General features: G+C 73.3%; 16 protein-coding genes. 9 read left to right on the top strand and 7 right to left on the bottom strand.

What is annotated here, in order from left to right; translation table 11 throughout:
- Nucleotides 1-4 precede the first annotated feature (4 nt).
- A complete protein-coding gene (locus ADL03_RS23790; RefSeq protein WP_082373415.1) occupies nucleotides 5-835 on the bottom strand; it encodes a TauD/TfdA family dioxygenase in 831 nt (276 codons plus the stop codon).
- 145 nt (nucleotides 836-980) lie between these two features.
- Here ADL03_RS23790 and ADL03_RS23785 point away from each other — a divergent pair, with 145 nt between their 5' ends.
- Nucleotides 981-1985: a methyltransferase gene (locus tag ADL03_RS23785; protein ID WP_053735744.1), complete on the top strand. Its 1005-nt coding sequence runs from the start codon at nucleotides 981-983 to the stop codon at nucleotides 1983-1985.
- A 2-nt stretch (nucleotides 1986-1987) separates the two neighbouring features.
- Here the strand turns inward: ADL03_RS23785 and ADL03_RS23780 are convergent, their stop codons facing one another.
- The 6 genes from ADL03_RS23780 to ADL03_RS23755 form a co-directional block, all read right to left on the bottom strand.
- A complete protein-coding gene (locus tag ADL03_RS23780) occupies nucleotides 1988-3256 on the bottom strand; it encodes an NAD(P)/FAD-dependent oxidoreductase (RefSeq protein WP_053735743.1) in 1269 nt (422 codons plus the stop codon).
- Entirely contained in the window at nucleotides 3253-4920 is a 1668-nt protein-coding gene (locus ADL03_RS23775; RefSeq protein ID WP_053735742.1) for a prenyltransferase/squalene oxidase repeat-containing protein, read from the bottom strand. The genes ADL03_RS23780 and ADL03_RS23775 overlap by 4 nt, the downstream gene beginning before the upstream one ends.
- Complete coding sequence (locus ADL03_RS23770) at nucleotides 4917-5921, bottom strand: UbiA family prenyltransferase (RefSeq protein ID WP_197288592.1); 1005 nt, start codon at nucleotides 5919-5921, stop codon at nucleotides 4917-4919. Before ADL03_RS23770 ends, ADL03_RS23775 begins: the two co-directional genes overlap by 4 nt.
- A complete protein-coding gene (locus ADL03_RS23765; protein WP_053735741.1) occupies nucleotides 5911-6912 on the bottom strand; it encodes a polyprenyl synthetase family protein in 1002 nt (333 codons plus the stop codon). The genes ADL03_RS23770 and ADL03_RS23765 overlap by 11 nt, the downstream gene beginning before the upstream one ends.
- Nucleotides 6909-7895 carry an aminotransferase class I/II-fold pyridoxal phosphate-dependent enzyme gene (locus ADL03_RS23760; protein ID WP_369809010.1) on the bottom strand — a complete coding sequence of 329 codons (987 nt, stop codon included), beginning with the start codon at nucleotides 7893-7895 and terminating at the stop codon, nucleotides 6909-6911. Before ADL03_RS23760 ends, ADL03_RS23765 begins: the two co-directional genes overlap by 4 nt.
- Nucleotides 7896-8410: 515 nt before the next feature.
- Complete coding sequence (locus tag ADL03_RS23755) at nucleotides 8411-8674, bottom strand: UBP-type zinc finger domain-containing protein (protein ID WP_053735739.1); 264 nt, start codon at nucleotides 8672-8674, stop codon at nucleotides 8411-8413.
- A 56-nt stretch (nucleotides 8675-8730) separates the two neighbouring features.
- On the opposite strand from ADL03_RS23755, the gene ADL03_RS23750 reads away from it, so the two are divergent.
- The 8 genes from ADL03_RS23750 to ADL03_RS23715 all read left to right on the top strand — a co-directional run bounded on the left by ADL03_RS23750 (nucleotide 8731) and on the right by ADL03_RS23715 (nucleotide 18090).
- Nucleotides 8731-10398 (top strand): FAD-dependent oxidoreductase, encoded by a 1668-nt coding sequence (locus ADL03_RS23750; RefSeq protein ID WP_053735738.1) that lies wholly within the window; start codon nucleotides 8731-8733, stop codon nucleotides 10396-10398.
- Nucleotides 10398-11810, top strand: coding sequence for an ATP-binding protein (locus ADL03_RS23745; RefSeq protein ID WP_053735737.1), 1413 nt, complete (start codon nucleotides 10398-10400; stop codon nucleotides 11808-11810). Before ADL03_RS23750 ends, ADL03_RS23745 begins: the two co-directional genes overlap by 1 nt.
- A gap of 204 nt (nucleotides 11811-12014) precedes the next feature.
- Nucleotides 12015-13265, top strand: a complete 1251-nt coding sequence (locus ADL03_RS23740) for an ATP-grasp domain-containing protein (RefSeq protein WP_053735736.1) — start codon at nucleotides 12015-12017, stop codon at nucleotides 13263-13265.
- Nucleotides 13262-14059, top strand: coding sequence for a Rossmann-like domain-containing protein (locus ADL03_RS23735; protein ID WP_053735735.1), 798 nt, complete (start codon nucleotides 13262-13264; stop codon nucleotides 14057-14059). Before ADL03_RS23740 ends, ADL03_RS23735 begins: the two co-directional genes overlap by 4 nt.
- A complete protein-coding gene (locus ADL03_RS23730; protein WP_053735734.1) occupies nucleotides 14053-15111 on the top strand; it encodes a PLP-dependent cysteine synthase family protein in 1059 nt (352 codons plus the stop codon). Before ADL03_RS23735 ends, ADL03_RS23730 begins: the two co-directional genes overlap by 7 nt.
- Nucleotides 15108-16136 carry a dipeptide epimerase gene (locus ADL03_RS23725; protein ID WP_053735766.1) on the top strand — a complete coding sequence of 343 codons (1029 nt, stop codon included), beginning with the start codon at nucleotides 15108-15110 and terminating at the stop codon, nucleotides 16134-16136. The genes ADL03_RS23730 and ADL03_RS23725 overlap by 4 nt, the downstream gene beginning before the upstream one ends.
- Complete coding sequence (locus tag ADL03_RS23720) at nucleotides 16133-17308, top strand: MFS transporter (protein ID WP_053735733.1); 1176 nt, start codon at nucleotides 16133-16135, stop codon at nucleotides 17306-17308. Before ADL03_RS23725 ends, ADL03_RS23720 begins: the two co-directional genes overlap by 4 nt.
- On the top strand, nucleotides 17305-18090 hold the full coding sequence (locus ADL03_RS23715; RefSeq protein ID WP_053735732.1) for a trans-aconitate 2-methyltransferase: 786 nt from the start codon (nucleotides 17305-17307) through the stop codon (nucleotides 18088-18090). The genes ADL03_RS23720 and ADL03_RS23715 overlap by 4 nt, the downstream gene beginning before the upstream one ends.
- The last annotated feature ends 4 nt before the right edge of the window (nucleotides 18091-18094 follow it).

Raw genomic sequence — 18094 nt, 5'->3', positions numbered from 1 at the left:
GGCGTCAGTCCTTGACCGCGGTGGCGCTCATGCCGGCGACCTGGTGGTTCGGCCAGCGCGCTCCGTCACCCTTCGGCTCGTCGCCGAGCACCGTGACGCGGTACCCGACCCGGCGGGCCGAGTAGTCGTTGACCGCGTAGTGCTGCGTGGCGCGGTTGTCCCAAACCGCGACCGCACCCTCGGTCCACCGGAAGCGGCACACCCGCTGCGGGCTCTCGGACACGCTGAACAGGTGTGCCAGCAGCAACGCGCTCTCCTCGGGGGCGAGCTGCGGGATGCGCTTGGTGAACATGCGGTTCACGTACAGCGAGCGCCGGCCGGTCTCCGGGTGCACGCGCACGACCGGATGTTCCGCCTCGCTGCGGAAAGACCCGTACTCGAACACGTGCAACGCGGTGAGGCCGTCGGCCAGCTCCCGGATCGGCTCGGACAACGCCTCGTAGGCCAGGTACTGGTTGCTCCACATCGTGTCACCGCCGACAGCGGGCGACCGCACGATCTGCAGGACCGAGGCGATGGGCGGCGAGGGTGCGTACGTGACGTCGGTGTGCCAGACGTCGGCCTTGGCGCCCTGGTCGGAGTCGAGCACCACGATCTCGTCGTGGTCGGGCAGCTTCGGGAGGAACCGGTGCACCTCGAGCTGCCCGAACCTGCTGCCGAACGCCTTGTGGTCGGCCGGGGTGAGACCGGCCGCGTCGGGGAAGAACAGCACCAGGTGCTCCAGCAGCAGCCGGTGGATCCGGTCGAACAGGGCGTCGTCGACGTCGGCGAGCGTGACGCCGCGGATTTCGGCGCCGAGTGCCCCGGTGAGCGGCCGCACGTCCAGAGAGTTCATTTTTTCACCCATTCTTCATAACCATTCCGCGTTACCGCAGAACGGATGCACAAATGGCTTCGGACACTTGCCTGGAACGCGTTCGCCCGGCAATCTCTCAGAAGAGCAACGAATTCACCTCCGGGCAATTCCCGAAAGGATCGCCGTGACCAGTGACACCACCGGTACCGCCGCGCTCGCCGCTCTCGTCGACCTCGCCACGCCGTTCGCGGTGCGCACCGCCGTGGCGCTGAAGCTGCCCGAGCTGGTGCGCGACGGCCACACCACCACGGCGGCGCTGGCGCAGGCGTCCGGCACCGATCAGGACGCGCTGGCCCGTCTGCTGCGCCACCTCGTGGCGGTGGGCCTGTTCACCGAGCCGGTGCCCGGCGAGCACGCGCTCACCGCCGTGTCGCGCGCACTGCTGGACGAGCAGAACGCGCTGCTGCGGTCGTGGCTCGACGCCGGCGGTCCCGGGCTGAAGATGGACCTGGCCTACAGCGGGATGCTGCACGCCGTGCGCACCGGCCGGTCGGCCTACGGCGTCGTGCACGGCAAGGACTTCTGGTCGGACTACCGCGATGACGAGGAGCTGCGCGTGTTCTTCGGGGCGACGATGGCCGGGTTCGCCTGGCAGACCGGCCCGGAGGTCGCCACCCGCTACGACTGGAGCGCCGTGTCGAGCGTGGTCGACGTCGGTGGCGGTACCGGCGCGCTGCTGGCGGCGGTGCTGACCGCGCACCCGCACCTGACCGGCGCTGTGCTGGACCTGCCGGAGGTGCGGCCGGAGGCCGAGGAGTTCCTCGCCGGGCTCGGCGGCCGGGCGAAGTTCGTCGGCGGCAGCTTCTTCGACCCGCTGCCCACCGGTCACGACGTGCTGATCGTCTCCCGCGTGCTGACCGACTGGCCCGACGAGGACGCCACCCGCATCCTGCGCGGGTGCGCGGAAGCGGTCGCGGACGGCGGGCGCGTCCTCGTGGTGGAGGTGCTCGCCGGTGCGGAGCACGCGAAGAACAACTCGTCGTTCGACCTGCAGTCGCTGACCCTGCTCGGCGGCCGGGAACGGCGGCCGGAGGACTTCGACGTGCTCGCCGCCGCGGCCGGTCTGGCGCGGTGCGGGCGGATCGAGGGGCCGAACGGCCTGGTGGTCCTGGAGTACGCCCGCGGGTGAGCTCATCGTGCCGCCTCCCCGGAGGCGGCACGAGGCACCCAGGAGGGCAGCCGGCTCGCGCGCGGGTCCGGCACCAGCTCGATCTGGTGCAGCCGGTCGAGCGGCGTGAGCCGGCGGACCCCCAGCCCGGCCATCGTGTGCATGACCTCGTGGCGGATGCGGTCGTTGCGGCCGGTGCCGGTCAGCGCGCGGCGGCCCACCCACGACCGGGTCGTGATCATCCGTGCGGCGTTGTGGCTGGTCCGGCCGATGTGGGCGAGGTTCTCGCGGCGGGCGGTGTCGTAGCGGCGCAGCGCGTGGTCCACGACGTCGGCGGCCAGCGTCCCGCCCTGCCGCAGCACCGTCGCCAGCTCGTGGGCGTCCGCGATCGCGCTGTTCATGCCCTGTGCCGCCATCGGGTGCACCGAATGACCGCTCTCGCCGACCAGCGCGAAACCCGGTGCGACGAGGCTGTGGGCCATCGACCTCGACACCGGCAGCACCTGCCTGCGCGCGAGGGCCGCGCGGAACGGTCCGGCCAGCGGCGCCAGCCCGGTGCACCCGGCCAGCACCCCGTGCGCCCACCCGTCCAGCCCGTCGCGGCCGAGCCCGCGCAGCTCGTCCGGGGCGACCTGGACGTAGAGCCGCACGCGCCTGCCGGGCAGCGGGTAGTGCAGCCGCAGCCCGCCGTCGGTGACGTAGGCGGAGAAGTCCGGTTCCACGTCGTCGACGTCGTGCAGCTCGAACGCCGCCAGGCGGTGCGGGTAGTCGTGCCGCGGCGCGCTGAGCCCGACGGCGGCGCGCAGGCGCGAGGAAACGCCGTCGGCCGCCACGACGAGCGCCGCGGGGATGTCACCGTCGTCGCACCGCACCCCGGTCACCCGGTCGCCGGTGCGCAGCGGTGCGCGGACGTGCACACCCCGGCGCACCTCGACACCGGCGGGCAGCGCGTCGGTCAGCGCGTCGAGGATTGCCTGGTAGTCGTGGGCCAGCAGCCACGGGTGGGCGGCCGGGAGCCGGCCGTAGTCGAGCACCATGCGCGGCCGGCCGTCCGAGGAACGGGCGACCAGCCGCGACAGCCGCGTGGCGCCCGCGTGGTCGAGCCGGTCGGTCACGCCCCACTCCTCCAGGATCGCGAGCGAGCCCGGCTGCAGCACCTCCCCCTTCGCCACGGGAGCGGGCGTGGGCTGCTTCTCCAGCACGAGGACCCGGCGGCCCAGCCGCCCGAGCGCGCAGGCGGCGGCGAGACCCGCCACCCCGGCACCGCAGACGACGACGTCCGGCCCGTTCATCGGACCGCCGACCGGTAGCGGCCCAGCGCGCGCAACGCCATGCCGTGTGTGAACCCGGGATTGGCGTACCGGCTCACCCGCCGCACGTACTCGTGCACCGGGTGCGGTGTCCACCCGCCGTCGGCGTTGCGGGCGTCGAGCAGCCAGCGCACCCCCGCCGCGACGGCACTCGGCTCCTCCCCCGCCGCCAGCAGCGACGACACCGCCCAGCCGGTCTCCTCGACCGTGCCGGCGGCGCCGTGACCGTCACCCCACGACCCGTCGGCGTTGCGCGTCCGGTTCAGCCACTGCCACGCGCGGACCGCCGTCTCGTCGTCGGCGCGGCCGCAGCGGGCGAAGGTCTCCAGCACGGCCGCGGTGCCCATCGTGTGCTCCCGGTACCAGACGGACTCGTGGCTCCCGTCGGGCAGCTGCGCCCGGCCCAGCCACCGCAACGCCCGGCGGACGCGGGGGTCGTCGGCGGGCGCGCCTGCGTCGAGCAGCGCGTCGACGGCCTGCGCGGTCGTCATCGGGCACGGTCCGCTGTTGGCGACCTTCGTGTTGCGCACGCACAGCCCCCACGACCCGCGGCTGTCCTGGCGGTCGCGCAGCCAGGCGGCGGCCGTGCGCACGGCACCGGCCTGTGCGCTGCCCGGCAGCTTCGCCAGCACGGACGTGATCTCGCCGGTCTCCAGGACCGCAGGCCAGCCGTGCGCACCGGACCAGCCCCAGAACCCCGGCGGGCAGCCGAAGGCGAGGAACGGCCGGTGCTGTTGCAGCGCCACGAACAGGTCGCGCGACGTCGCGAGCCTCGGGTCGGCGCCGAAGCCGGCCTCGACCAGGCCGCGCACCGCGTACATCGTCCAGGCGGCGTCCAGCGGGGTCGTCGCCCAGGACCCGTCGGGGTGCATCGTGCGCCGGAACCACCCCACGGCCGCGTCGACCATGTCCTGTCCCAGCCCGGCACGGGCGAGGCCGGTGCACACGAGACCGGTCACCCAGGCGTCCTCCGACCACGACCCGGCCGAGCCCTCGTGTTCGAAGGTCTGCCGGACGACCCGCAGCGCGTTCGGCTCGGCCCAGCGGGCCAGCAGCCGCTGCACGCGGGTCAGCGGGCGGTGCCGGGCCTGCGCGAGCCCGAGCGCCGAGGCCATCGGCAGCCGCAGGTCGAACAACCGCCGGTACAGGCCGGGCAGCAGCGCGAGCTCCAGCGGGAACCGGCGCATCTCGCGGGGCGCGAGCCAGCCGGCGAACCCGTAGAACTGGCGGCACCACAGCACGACCTCGGGATGCGGGATGGCGTCCAGGCCGCCGTAGTCCGCCATCCAGCGTTGCCCGGCGGCGACCTCCGCGGCGTTGGCGGCCGGGTCGACGAGGTGCAGTGCCGCCGCCGACACCGCGGTGGGCCCCGGTTCGCTCGGCAGGCCGGGCACCATGGCCCAGCCGCCGTCGTCGTTGCGCGTGCGGCGCAACCGGTCGGCGCCCGCCGCGATCAGGTCGGCGGAGCCACCGGGATCGGCGAAGTGCAGCGCGGTGATGGCACCGGCGGTCGCGAGCGTGGACCGCAGGCTGCTCGCCCCGTAGTCGAACACCCCGTCCGGGCGCTGTGCGGCGAACAGCACCCGCGCGCCGTCCGAGATGGCGGTCTCCAGCTCCTCAGCGGTGCCGGTGTCGACCGAGGTCATGACCTCTCCCCTCTGTTGCCCGTCTCGTCGGGGAACTCGTGCCGGGAACGCATCCGGCCTTGCAGGACGAGCGAGAACACGAGCGCCGGCACCAGCACCGGCAGTGCGGTGCCGAGGCCGGTCACGCCCGCCACCACGGCGGCCGTGAGCACCAGCCGTTCGGCGACCAGCAGTTCGTGTGAGCGCAGCGCGCGCCTCGGGGTCAGCGCCGCGGGCCTGGCCACCCAGAACGCGCAGCCGCCGAGCACCACCGCGACGGCGACCAGCGTGAGCTGCGCGCCGGGCCGGGCGGCGACCAGCGCCTGCAGGCCGACCGCGACCGTTCCGGCCGCCCACAGCACGGCGGCGAGCCGGACCGCCGCCGGGACGCCGTGGCGCACCGGCACGGACCGGTACCCGCCCGCGCGGTCCCCGTCGACGTCGCGCACCGTGCCGATCAGGTTGGACGCGGTGTCGTGCAGCAGGAACCCCAGCGCCACCGGCAGGAGCTCCGGCGGCGGCCAGGTCGCCGCCGTCATCGCGCCGATCACCAGCGCGAGTGCCGACAGCGCGCCGCGGCTGAGGTTCCCGCTGAAGCCCAGGCGTTTGAACACGGCGCTGTAGGAGACGATCCCGGCGATCGCGAGCGCGAAGAACGGCAGGACGCGCCAGTTGGACCCGACCGCGATCACCAGGGAGGCGAGCGCGCAGCCGATGCCGGCGGCCAGCGCGACGGCGGGCGACAACCGGCCCGACGGGATCGGCCGCTGTGGCTTGGCGATCGCGTCCAGGTGCCGGTCGAGGTGGTCGCCGAGGTAGTGGCCGGAGATCCACCCCAGCACGGGCGACAGCACGGCGGCGGCCAGCTCCGCGGGCCGTTCGCCGCCCGCGACCAGCACGCCCGCGAGCCCGAGCAGGGCCGGGTAGCACGTCGTGTAGGGCCGCCAGGTCTGCCAGTGCGCCAGTGCCCGCTCGCGCACCGTCAGCCCGGTGACCCGGGGCGCGCGCACCTCAGCGGTCACGGTCGACCGCGATCTCGGTGATGCCCGCGAGCCGGCTCACGGCGGCGGTTCCGGGCAGCCCCCGCAGGCAGGACAGCGCGAGGCGGGAACGTTCCCGCGCGCCACGCCGGGCCACGTCCAGCGCACCGCTGTCCGTCACCGCGAACCGCAGCAGCTCCAGCGTGTCGGCCGGAGCCAGGGCGCCCGACAACGCGGTCTCGACGGCCTCGCGGTGCTCCGGCCCGCCGTCGCGGTGCGCGAGCAGCACCGGCCACGTCGGCCGGAGGTTGGCCGCGTCGCTCGCGTCGGGTTTGCCCGACGTCCCCGAGCCGAGGTAGGGCAGCAGGTCGTCGTGCATCTGGAAGGCCACCCCGGTGTGGTGGCCGTAGTCGCCGAGCAGCCCGACCTGCTCGGCGGTGCCGCCACCGAGCAGCGCGCCGGCCCGGCACGCGGCCCGGAACAACGCCCCGGTCTTGAACGCGGCGACGTCGAGGTAGTCCTCCAGCCCGCTGCCGCGCCGGGTGGCGTCCGGCGCCACCATCGACGACTCCAGCACCTGCCCGCGGCACAGGTCGCCGCCGGCGTGGGCGAGCTCGGCGACGACCGCCACCACCACCTGCGGCGGCGCCGCGCACTCGGCGACCGCGGCGAACAGGTCGAAGAGCAGCGCGTCCCCGGTCACGATGGCGTCCGCGACGCCGTAGCGCGCGTGCACGGAGGGACGGCCGCGGCGCAGGTCGTCGCCGTCGATGATGTCGTCGTGCACGAGTGACGCCACGTGCAGGTGCTCGACCGCCACGGCGGCGGGGAGCGCGGTCTCGGCGGCGCCGCCGACCGCCTCCGCCGACGCGACGAGCATCAACGGGCGCAACAGCTTGCCCGGCACGGCCATGGCGTAGCGGGTGAGCTCGCCGTACCGGCCGCCGGAGCGGGAACGACGGCGCGCGAGGGCGTCCCGGATGGCCTCGGCCGGGTCGTCGGTGCGCAGCGCCTCGCTCATCGTGCCCGTCATCGCACGGCCTCCTCGACGGGACGGCCGGCGAACGCGCGGGCCGCCACGAGCACGGCGTCGTTGGCCTCCGGCAACCCGGTGCTCACGCGCACGCCGCCGGCGACCTCGCGCACCGCGATCCCGTGCTCGGCGAGGTGCGCGATGAACTCCTGGTTGCGCGGCCCCAGCCGCACCCACAGGTAGTTCCCGCCGCTGGGCGGGACGTCGAAACCGAGCTCGCGCAGCCCGGAGCGGACGCGGTCCCGTTCCGCGGCCACCTCGCGGCACTGCTCGCGCATGCGGGGACCGGCGTCGAGTGCGGCCAGCGCGGCCGCCTGGGCGACGGTGGGCACGCGGTGGAACGGCGAGGTGCGCCGCACCGGTCCCACCACCTCCGGCGCGCCGACCAGGTAGCCGACCCGCAGGCCGATCAGCCCGTGCGACTTGGAGAACGTGCGCACCACCGCGAGCCGCGGGTCGTCTGACAACGTTGTCGCGTCCGCGATCGCGGACGGGTCGGCGAACTCGCGGTAGGCCTCGTCGACCAGGACGAGCACGTGCCGCGGCAGGGCGGCGAGCAGGTCTCTCAGCCACTTCTCGCCGAGCACCTCGCCGGTGGGGTTGTTCGGGTTGCAGACCAGCACTACCCGCGTCTGCCCGGTGACGGCCGCGGCGAGCGCCCCGGGGTCCTGCCGGTCGTCGGCGTCGCCGGGCACCGCCACCGGCTCGGCTCCGGCGTTGCGGATCAGCAGGGGGTAGAGGTCGAAGGACGGCCACGCGTGCACCACGGTGGTGCCCGGACCGCAGTGCGCGGCGAGGAACTGCTGCAGCAACGCCCCGGAGCCCGCACCGGCGACGACCCGGTCGGGTGTCGTGCCGAGATCGGCGGCCAGCCTCCGCTCCAGGCCGGCGGCGAGGGCGTCACCGGTCAGGTTGACCTCGGCGAGCGAGGTCACCAGCGCGTCGCGCACTCCCGGCAACGCAGGCCAATGATTCTCGTTCAATGCCAATTGATGAATGATTCGACTCAATTCGCGAACCTCCCGAAGAGGGCGTGAAATCGAATCTACAATCGCACTCCCGGGCCGTCAACACCGCCGCCGAGGCAACAACCCGTTAATCGGGCAGAAACTCGTGCACGCGCGTGCACCCAACTCTTCGCCGCTCAAAACTGTCAAGCACCGGAGCCGAACTCCGCTGCGCGCGCATTTCTCAATAGGTATTCGGGCGGAGCAGCGGGGGCGCAGCTGAGCGCACTCTCCCCAGGCGCGCGGCAGTGATCAGCCTGCCGCGCAACACCTTTCAACAGGAGCTGACAGCCACCTATCGAGATTCCGCAGGCCACCCGAATGCGGGATCGCGGCGAACTCGAAGTGGAACGCGTCACTCAACGGACACCGCCGTCCGGAGGACTTCCGTTCCGGTTCTCGTCCCGGTCCGCGCCCGGCGAGACTCCGGTCACGCGGACGCGCGCGTGGTGCGGACCGCCCCGCGAGGCGGCCCGCACCGGTCCGGCGGGTCAGACGAGCGTGTTGTCCACGAAGCACCAGCGCCAGGTCTCGCCCGGCTCGAACGACCGGATGATCGGGTGCCCCTCGGCGGCGAAGTGCTTCGAGGCGTGCTTCGCGGGCGAGGAGTCGCAGCAGGCGACCTTGCCGCAGTCCAGGCACAGGCGCAGGTGCACCCACCCGCCGCCGGTGGCGAGGCAGTCCTCGCAGCCCTCCAGCGTGCTGGGCTTGGGCTCCGGGCCCAGTTCGGCGACGTGTTCGCAGGTAGTGGTCACGGCCAGACGGTACCTCGGCTGCGGACATCGACAAGTCGTGGTGTTTGACTGGTCGCATGACGACTGCCGGTCGCGTCGCGCGGCCCTCGATCCTCACGGTGGACGACGACCCGGCCGTGTCGCGGTCGGTGGCGCGCGACCTGCGCAGGAAGTACGGCGAGCACTACCGGGTCGTGCGGGCGGAGTCCGGTCCGCAGGCGCTGGAGGCCCTGCACGAGATCAAGCTGCGCGGCGAGGAGGTCGCGGCGCTGCTGGCCGACTACCGGATGCCGCAGATGAGCGGCATCGAGTTCCTCGAACAGGCCATGGACGTGTTCCCGCAGGCGCGCCGGGTGCTGCTCACGGCGTACGCGGACACCGAGGCCGCGATCCAGGCGATCAACGTCGTGGACCTCGACCACTACCTGCTCAAGCCGTGGGACCCGCCGGAGCAGAACCTCTACCCGGTGCTCGACGAGCAACTGAGGGCCTGGGCCGTGAGCGACCGGCAGCCGCCGCAGCGGGTGCGGGTGATCGGGCACCGCTGGTCGCCGCGGTCCTACGAGGTGCGGGACTTCCTGGCGCGCAACAGCGTTCCGTTCCGCTGGCACGCGCTGGACGAGCCGGAGGCGCGCTGCCTGCTCACGGCGGCGCACCAGGACGGGACGACGCTGCCGGTCGTGGTCACGGCTCGGGGCAGCGCCCTGGTCGACCCGTCCGACGCGGAGCTCGCCGCCGAGGTGGGCCTGAGCACGCAGCCGTCGGCCGAGTTCTACGACCTGATCGTCGTCGGTGGCGGACCCGCGGGGCTGGGTGCCGCGGTGTACGGGGGTTCCGAGGGGCTGCGGACCGTCCTCGTGGAGCGGATCGCGACGGGTGGCCAGGCGGGCACGAGCAGCCGCATCGAGAACTACCTGGGCTTCCCCGACGGGGTGTCCGGCGGGCAGCTGACCGAGCGCGCCCGCAGGCAGGCCGTCAAGTTCGGGGTCGAGCTGCTCACCACCCGCGACGTCGTCGCCCTGGAGCGCCGGGGAGCGGCACGGGTCGTGCGGTTCGGTGACGGCACCGAGCTCGCCGCCCACACCGTCATCCTCGCCACCGGTGTGTCGTACCGGTTGCTCGACGCGCCGGGCCTCGGTGAGCTGACCGGGCGGGGCGTGTACTACGGCGCCTCGACCACCGAGGGCCCGAACTGCGCCGGCCAGGACGTCTACCTGGTGGGCGGCGCGAACTCCGCGGGCCAGGCGGCCGTCTACTTCTCCGGGCACGCGCGCAGGGTGGTGCTCCTGGTGCGGGGCGACTCGCTGGAGCAGTCGATGTCGCGGTACCTGGTCGACCAGCTCGCGGCGATCGGGAACGTGGAGGTGCGCACGCAGACCGAGGTCGTCGGCGGCACGGGTGAGGACCACCTCGAAACGCTGACGTTGCTGCACAACAAGACGGGCGAGACGACGACGGTCGAGGCGAGCCGGTTGTTCGCGTTCATCGGCGCCGCCCCGCGCACGGACTGGCTGGACGGCACGCTGGAACGCGACGAGCACGGGTTCCTGCTCGCCGGGCCCGACCTCGGCGGCTCACCGCCCGGCTGGGACCTCGACCGGGCGCCGTACCACCTGGAGACGAGCGTGCCCGGTGTGTTCGTCGCGGGCGACGTCCGGTCGGACTCGGTGAAGCGGGTCGCGTCCGCCGTCGGTGAGGGCGCCATGGCGGTCACGCTGGTCCACCGCTACCTGGCGAGGTCGTGATGGACCGCCTCACCGCGGCCGAGCTGCGCGAGCTGTTCCTGTTCGAGAAGCTCGACGACGAGCAGCTGGACTGGCTGGCCGGTCACGGCCACGTCGAGACCCGCGCGGCGGGCACGCCCGTGCTCATCGAGGGCGAGCCGGCGACGTGCTTCTTCGTGCTGCTCGACGGAACGGTCGCCCTGTGCCGCAACCTCGGCGGCCAGCGCGTGGAGGTGAGCCGCAGCAGCCTGCGCGGCTCGTACTTCGGTGCCACGCAGGCCTACCTGGAGCTCGACCAGCCGACCTACCAGATGACCGTCGAGTCGATCACCGCCACGTCGATGCTGCAGTTCGACGCCGACGAGTTCGGGCCGGTGGTCCGCACCTGGTTCCCGATGGCGATGCACCTGCTGGAGGGCCTGTTCTGGGGCATGCGGAACACCCAGGCGACGGTGGGTCAGCACGAACGGCTCACCGCGCTCGGCGCGCTGTCGGCGGGCCTCACCCACGAGCTCAACAACCCAGCCGCGGCCGCGGTTCGCGCGACGGCGGCGCTGCGCGAGCGGGTCGCGGGGATGCGGCACAAGCTGGCCCTGCTGGCGCAGGGGGCGATCGACCCGTCCGTGCTGCCGTCGCTGGTCAAGCTGCAGGAGAAGGCGGTCGAACGGGTCGCCAAGGCGCCGAAGCTCAGCCCGCTTCAGGCCAGCGACGCCGAGGACGAGGTCTCCGACTGGCTGGACGACCGGGGCATCGGCGGCGGCTGGGACGTCGCGCCCGTCCTGGTCGCGGGCGGGCTGGACGTCGAGTGGCTGGAGAGCGCGCTCGCACCGTGCCCCGAAACGGTCACCGAGTCGGCCGTGCACTGGCTGCGGTACACGGTCGAGACCGAGCTGCTGATGAACGAGATCGAGGACGCCACCACGCGGGTGTCCACCCTGGTCTCCGCCGCCAAGCAGTACTCGCAGATGGACCGCACACCGTTCCAGGTGGTCGACGTGCACGAGCTGCTGGACTCGACGCTGGTCATGTTCGGCGGGAAGTTCGCGGACGTGCGGGTGGTCAAGGACTACGATCGGACGCTGCCCTCCATCCCCGCCTACGCCGGCGAGCTCAACCAGGTGTGGACGAACGTGATCGACAACGCCCTGGGCGCGATGGGTGGTTCGGGAACGCTGACCATCCGGACCTTCCGGCAGGACCGGCACCTCGTCGTGGAGATCGGTGACACCGGTCCCGGCATCCCGGCGGAGGTGCAGGGCCGGATCTTCGAACCGTTCTTCACGACCAAGCCGGTCGGCGAGGGCACCGGGCTCGGGCTGGAGATCTCGTGGCGGATCGTGGTCAACAAGCACCACGGCGACATCCGGGTGGAATCGGTGCCGGGAGACACCCGGTTCCAGGTCGTCCTGCCCGTGGAGGCGACCGGGCCGTGACAGCTCGGCGCGCTGCGCCAGCTCGACAAGACAGACCCCAAGCGCCGGTGAGCGGACTCCCGCTCACCGGCGCTTGGTGCGTCCTGACCCGATGCCTCCAGGGAAGGTGACAACCGTTTTCAGGAGGCGGTGGATCTTTGAAAACGGTAATGATTACCATGTTCCCCAGTCGGCCGCGGGAGTCGCGGCCGGGGAGGGGGACATGTGGCTCACCTGTTGATGATCGAGAGCTGGGTCGGCGCGATGAGCTCGCTGCTGCCGAGGGCGATCAACGAGTCGGGACACCGCTTCACCTTCGTCACCCGCGACCTGCACCACTACCTGCGCGCCGCCCCGATGCAGCCGCACCCGTTGCTGGCAGCGGAGAACGTGCTCACCGCCGAGACCAACGACGTGCCCGCGCTGCTGGACCACGTCGAGCGCCTGCACGCCGTCCTGCGGTTCGACGGCGTGCTCTCGTCGTGCGACTACTACCTCCCGGCCACCGCACGGGTCGCCGCGCACCTGGGCCTGCCCGGTCCCGATCCGGCGGCCGTGGAACGGGCGTGCCGCAAGGACCTCACCCGCACGACGCTGAGCGCGGCCGGTGTGCCGGGTCCTCGCTTCGCGCTCGCCGAGGACTGGCCGGCGCTCGCCGGGGCGGCAGCGGAGCTGGGGTACCCGCTGGTGGTGAAACCGGTCGACCTGTGCGCCGGGATGTTCGTGCGCAAGGTCGCCGACGAGGCCGCGCTGCGCGAGGCGTTCGCCGCGATCGAGGCGTTCCCGGTCAACGCCCGCAACCAGCCCAGGGTGCGGACCGTGCTGGTGGAGGAGCTGCTGACCGGGCCGGAGGTGAGCGTCGAGACCGTCACGGTCGACGGCACGACGCACGTCGTCGGCGTCACCGACAAGAGCGTCGCGGGCGATCCGTGGTTCGTGGAGAGCGGGCACATGTTCCCCGCCGACCTGCCCACCGGCGAGGCCGAGGCGGTCGCCGTCGCCGCGATCGAGGCACTGGGCCTGGATCGCGTGGTCGGGCACACCGAGGTCAAGCTGACGCCGGACGGGCCGAAGCTGGTCGAGGTCAACCCGCGTCCCGCGGGCAACCAGATCACCGAGCTGGTCCGGCGGGTCACCGGCATCGACCTGCCCGCCGCGTACGCGCAGCTGGCCGCCGGGCAACGACCGGACCTCGGTCCCGCGGACACCGGTGTGCGCAGCGCCGCGATCTCGTTCCTGCTGCCGCCGCACTCCGGTCAGGTGTCCGCGGTCCGCGGCGCCGAGGCACTCGGCGCCGCGCCCGACGTCGTGGACTGGACGGTCAAGCGGCCCGGTCACCGCGCGGGTGAGCCGACCAGCAACAACAGCTACCTCGGCCACGTCGTGGTGACCGACGCGGCCGGCCTGGGCGCCCGTGCGCGGGCCGAGCAGCTCGTGGGCGCGCTGTCCGTCGACTACGCCGAGGAGTCCGCGTGACGCTCGCCGATCTCGTCGAACTCGCCAGGAGCGGTGGGCTGGGGCCCGACCCGGCGACGTGCTCCGTGACCGTCGGGTTCACCACCAGGCAGGGTGCCCGGCACGCCACGCGCGGACAGTCCTACCGCAACACCGTGGTCAGCCTGCGCGTGGAGGAGGCGGTCGGGTCGTGCGCCGTGGAGGACATCGCCGACGATGAGGTGCACGACTGCGTCGGCGCATCGGTGCTCGACCTGCTCGGGCACCCGAACCCCGCCATCCGCACCGCCGCGCTGGACGCCTACCTGGCGCACGCCCGGCCGCACCACCTGACCGCCACCAAGTCCGTGACCGTCGGGCCCGGCAGCTCGCTGGCCAAGTCCATGGCCCGCGCGCAGGCCGTGGTGGACCTGCTCGACCCCGTGCCGGGCGACCACGTGCTGGTGGTCGGGGTGGTCAACTCGCTGCTGCACCACCTGCGCGAGCGCGGCGCGAGCTACGCGGCGTGCGACCTCAAGGGCGGCACGACCGAGTGGGGCGAGCCGGTCACCACCGACGCGGAGAGCGCGCTGGACGGCTGCGACCTCGTCCTCGCCTCGGGGATGACGGTCGGCAACGGCACGTTCGAGCCGCTGCTGGCCCGTGCCGTCGCGGCGGGCGTGCCGGTGGTGCTGTTCGCGCAGACGGCGGCCGCGATCCTGCCGTGGTTCATCGGCAGCGGTGTGCGTGCCGTGTCCGCCGAGCCGTACCCGTTCTTCTGGCTCGACGGCGGTCCCACGACGATCCACCACCACACGGAGCGCCCGTCGTGCTGATCCCGCGTCAGAACCGGCACCTGCTGGGCCTGCTGGGGCAGAGCCCGGTCGCCCGCATCGACACGCCGCTCCCCCACCGGCACGGCGGGTTCTGGGCCAAGCTCGAATGCCTGAGCGCCGGTGGCATGAAGGCCCGGCCGGCGGTGTCCATGCTGCGCGCCGCCCGCGACCGCGGCGAGCTGCGTCCCGGCGCGGTCGTCGTGGAGTCGACCAGCGGCACGCTCGGACTCGGGCTCGCGTTCGCGGGCCAGGCCTTCGGCCACCCGGTGGTCCTGGTGGTGGACAGCGAGCTGGAGCCGTCGATGCGCACCCTGCTGCGCGCGCACGGGGCCCGGCTGGAGGTGGTGGACCGGCCGCACCCGGTGGGCGGCTGGCAGCAGGCGCGCTTGGACCGGCTCCAAGCCGTGCTGCGCGAGTTCCCCGACGCCTACTGGCCCGACCAGTACAACAACCCCGACAACCCGCGCGGCTACGTCGGGCTGGCCAGGGAGCTCGTGGAGCAGCTCGACCAGGTCGACGTGCTGGTGTGCAGCGTGGGCACCGGCGGGCACAGCGCCGGTGTCGTCGCCGAGCTGCGCCGGTACTGGCCGGGGGTGCGGCTGATCGGCGTGGACACCGTCGGTTCCACGATCTTCGGCCAGCCCGCGCGGGCACGGGTGATGCGCGGGCTGGGCAGCAGCATCCACCCCCGCAACGTCGCGTACCCCGAGTTCGACGAGGTGCACTGGCTCGGCCCGGTCGAGGTGGTGGACGCCTGCCGCCGGCTCGCCCGCGACGCCTTCGTCACGGGCGGGTGGAGCAGTGGCGCCGTCGCGCTCGTCGCGGCGTGGGCGGCCAGGGTCGAACCCGGCGCGGCGGTCGCGGCGATCTTCCCGGACGGCCCGCACCGCTACCTCGGCACGATCTTCGACGACGACTTCTGCACCGCCCGCGGCCTGCTCGCACCGGCCGCCGACCGGCCGGTGGAGATCGGCGACCCGCTCCGCGTCGAGGCGACGGGCTGGACCCGGTGCCGCACGGTCGTCACACCGAGGGCGGTGGTGCTCGCGTGAGGATCGACTGGGAGGTCTACGGCCTCGAACTGGGCACACCGCTGCGCATCTCCAGGTCGGTGATGTCGCGCCGGGACGCCGTGCGCGTCGTCGTGGAGCACGACGGGCAGCGCGGGCACGGCGAGGTCGTCACGAGCACCTACTACCGGCTCGACGTCGAGGCGATCACGTCCTGCCTGGAGCGGCTCCGGCCGGTCCTCGCCGGCGCGGACTCACCGGACACCGCGCTCGCCGCCCTGCACGCGGAACCCGTTGTGCCGCAGGGCGTGCGTGCGGCGGTCGACGCGGCACTGCACGACCTGCTCGCCCTGCACCGGGCCGTTCCGGTGCACGTGCTGGCCGGAGTTCTGCGGTGGGCCGACACCCCGACCGCCTACACCATCGGCATCACCACGCCGCAGGACGCCGCGGCCCAGGCGGCCGCGCTGACCGGACGCGGGTTCCGCGTGCTCAAGGTCAAGGCGGGAGCCGATCCGGAACGGGACGTCGCCGCCGTGACCGCGGTCCGCGCCGCCGCACCGGAGGCCCGGCTGGTGCTCGACCCCAACGGCGGCTGGAGCGCGGACGAGACGGTGCGCGTCGTCGACCGGCTCACCGCGGCGGGTGTCGTGCTCGACGCGGTGGAGCAACCGATCCCGCCCGGTGATCCGGACGCGCTGGCGTGGGTGCGCGAGCGCTGCCCGGCACCGCTGGTCGCCGACGAGGACGCCGCCACCGCCGACGACGTGCGGCGGCTCGCGGGCGCGGTGGACGGCGTCAACGTCAAGCTCGCCAAGTGCGGCGGCCTGCGGCCCGCGCTGGACATCGTCTCTGCCGCCCGCGACGGCGGCCTGGACGTGATGCTGGGTTGCCTGGTGGCCAGCTCGCTCGGCATCGCGCCCGCGGTCCACCTCGCCGGGCACGCCCGGTGGGTCGACCTGGACGGGCACCTGTTGCTGGCGCACGACCCGTGGTCGGGCATCGGCGGTGAGGACGGCACGCTGCGGCTGTCCGGGGCGCCAGGTCTGGGCGTGGTGCGGCGATGACCCGGTTCACGTTGCCGGTGCGGTTGTTGCTGGTCAACCAGTTCGCCGTGAACACCGGTTTCTACCTGCTCATCCCCTATCTCGCCGTGCACCTGGGCGCGCTGGGCATGTCCGCGACCGTGATCGGCGTGGTGCTCGGCGTGCGGACGCTGAGCCAGCAGGGGCTGTTCCTGGTGGGCGGCACGGCGTCGGACCGGCTCGGGCCGCGGACGGCGATCCTGGCCGGTTGTGCGTTGCGCACGGTCGGGTTCGGGCTGTTCGCGATCGGTGAGTCGCTGACCGTCGTGCTGCTCGCATCGGTCCTCAGTGGACTGGCCGGGGCGCTGTTCAACCCCGCGGTGCGCGCGTACATCGCCTTGGAGGCGGGGAAGGAGCGCACCGAGGCGTTCGCGCGGTTCAACGTCTACGCCCAGGCGGGTGCATTGTGCGGGCCGGTGCTCGGCAGTGTGTTGCTGCTGTGGGACTTCCGCGTCTCGGCGGTGGTGGCGGCCGGGATCTTCGCGGCGCTGACCGCCGCCCAGGCCGTCGTGCTGCCCGCACGTCCGGCCGCTCGCCGGGGCGGGTCGGTCCTCGGCGACTGGCGCGAGTGCCTGGCGAACCGCCGGTTCGTCGCGTTCACCGGCGTGCTCAGCGGGATGTTCGTCCTGCAGAACCAGCTCTACCTGCTGCTGCCGATCCAGGCGCAGAAGGCCACCGGGTGGGCGGGGGTGGTGGCCGCGCTGTTCGTGGTCTCCACGGTCGTCACGCTGCTGTTCCAGGTGCGCATCACCCGCTTCGTGGCGGACCGCACGCGGGGACCCGTGATCGCCGCCGGCCTCGCCGTGATGGGCGCGGGCTTCGCCGTGCCCGCGCTGTGGTCCGGGCTCGTGCCGGTGCTGGTGGCCACGCTCGCGCTGGCGGCCGGGGTGATGATCGCGCACCCGCTGGTCTACGACCTGATCCCCTCGTTCGGCCCGGACAGCCTGGCGGGCACGCACTTCGGCGTGTTCTACCTCGGGTCGGGGCTGGCCGCCGCCCTCGGCAACACCGCGATCGGGTGGGTCAGCGGGGTCGGCGACCGGCTCGCGTCCCTGCTCTGCGTCGCGATCGGACTCGTCAGCGCCGCCGGTGTGGCCTGGCTGCACCGCCGCGGCGCACTCACCCCGGCGCAGCCGGAAGGGATCACCCGATGAACCTGCTCACCGACAACCCCGAGCTGTACGAGCACCAGTTCCCCGATCCCGGGCACGTGGCCGCCCGGTTCGTGCACGACGTGGTGACCCGGTTCGGCGGCGGACGGGACCTGCTCGACATCGGCTGCGGCACCGGCCGTGACGCGGGCTGGTTGTCGCGCAACGGTTACCGCGTCGCCGGCATCGACAGCTCGGCGGCCATGCTCGCGCACGTCCGCAAGCACCACCCGGCGGTCGGCGTGGCGCTGGCCGACATGCGGTCCTTCGACCTCGGCTGCCGCTTCGACGTCATCACGTGCCTGGACAGCGCGATGCTGTACTGCCACACCAACGCCGACCTGGACGCGTTCCTGGCCCGCTGCCGCGCACACCTCTCGCCGGGCGGCCTGCTCGTCGCGGAGATGCGCAACGGCGCGTTCTTCCTGGGCAACACCGAGCTGCTCGACGGTGTGCGCACCCGCTCGGTCACGTGGCGGGGCACCGAGTACACCTCGCACACCGAGCTGTGGATCGACCACGCCGCCCAGCTGCTGCGGCGCCGGCGCACCTGGGAGTGGGCGGAGCGCACCGAACCGCTCGTGCAGCGGTCGGCCTGGCGCCTGCTGTTCCCGCAGGAGCTGCGCCACCTGCTCGACCTCGCCGGGTTCGACGTGCTCGCCCTGTTCGACGCGCCCGGCCCGCGCACCGACCCGCTCTGGACCGCCGACGCCCCGCTGAGTGGCGCGCTGTCCGGCGACCGCCTCCACGTCGTGGCCCGCCTCCGCCGAGACGGGTGCCAGTGAAAGG

The organism is Nocardia sp. NRRL S-836, from assembly GCF_001279525.1.
In the GTDB taxonomy this organism is placed as follows: domain Bacteria; phylum Actinomycetota; class Actinomycetes; order Mycobacteriales; family Pseudonocardiaceae; genus Lentzea.
This window is presented reverse-complemented; position numbering and strand designations above follow the sequence as displayed.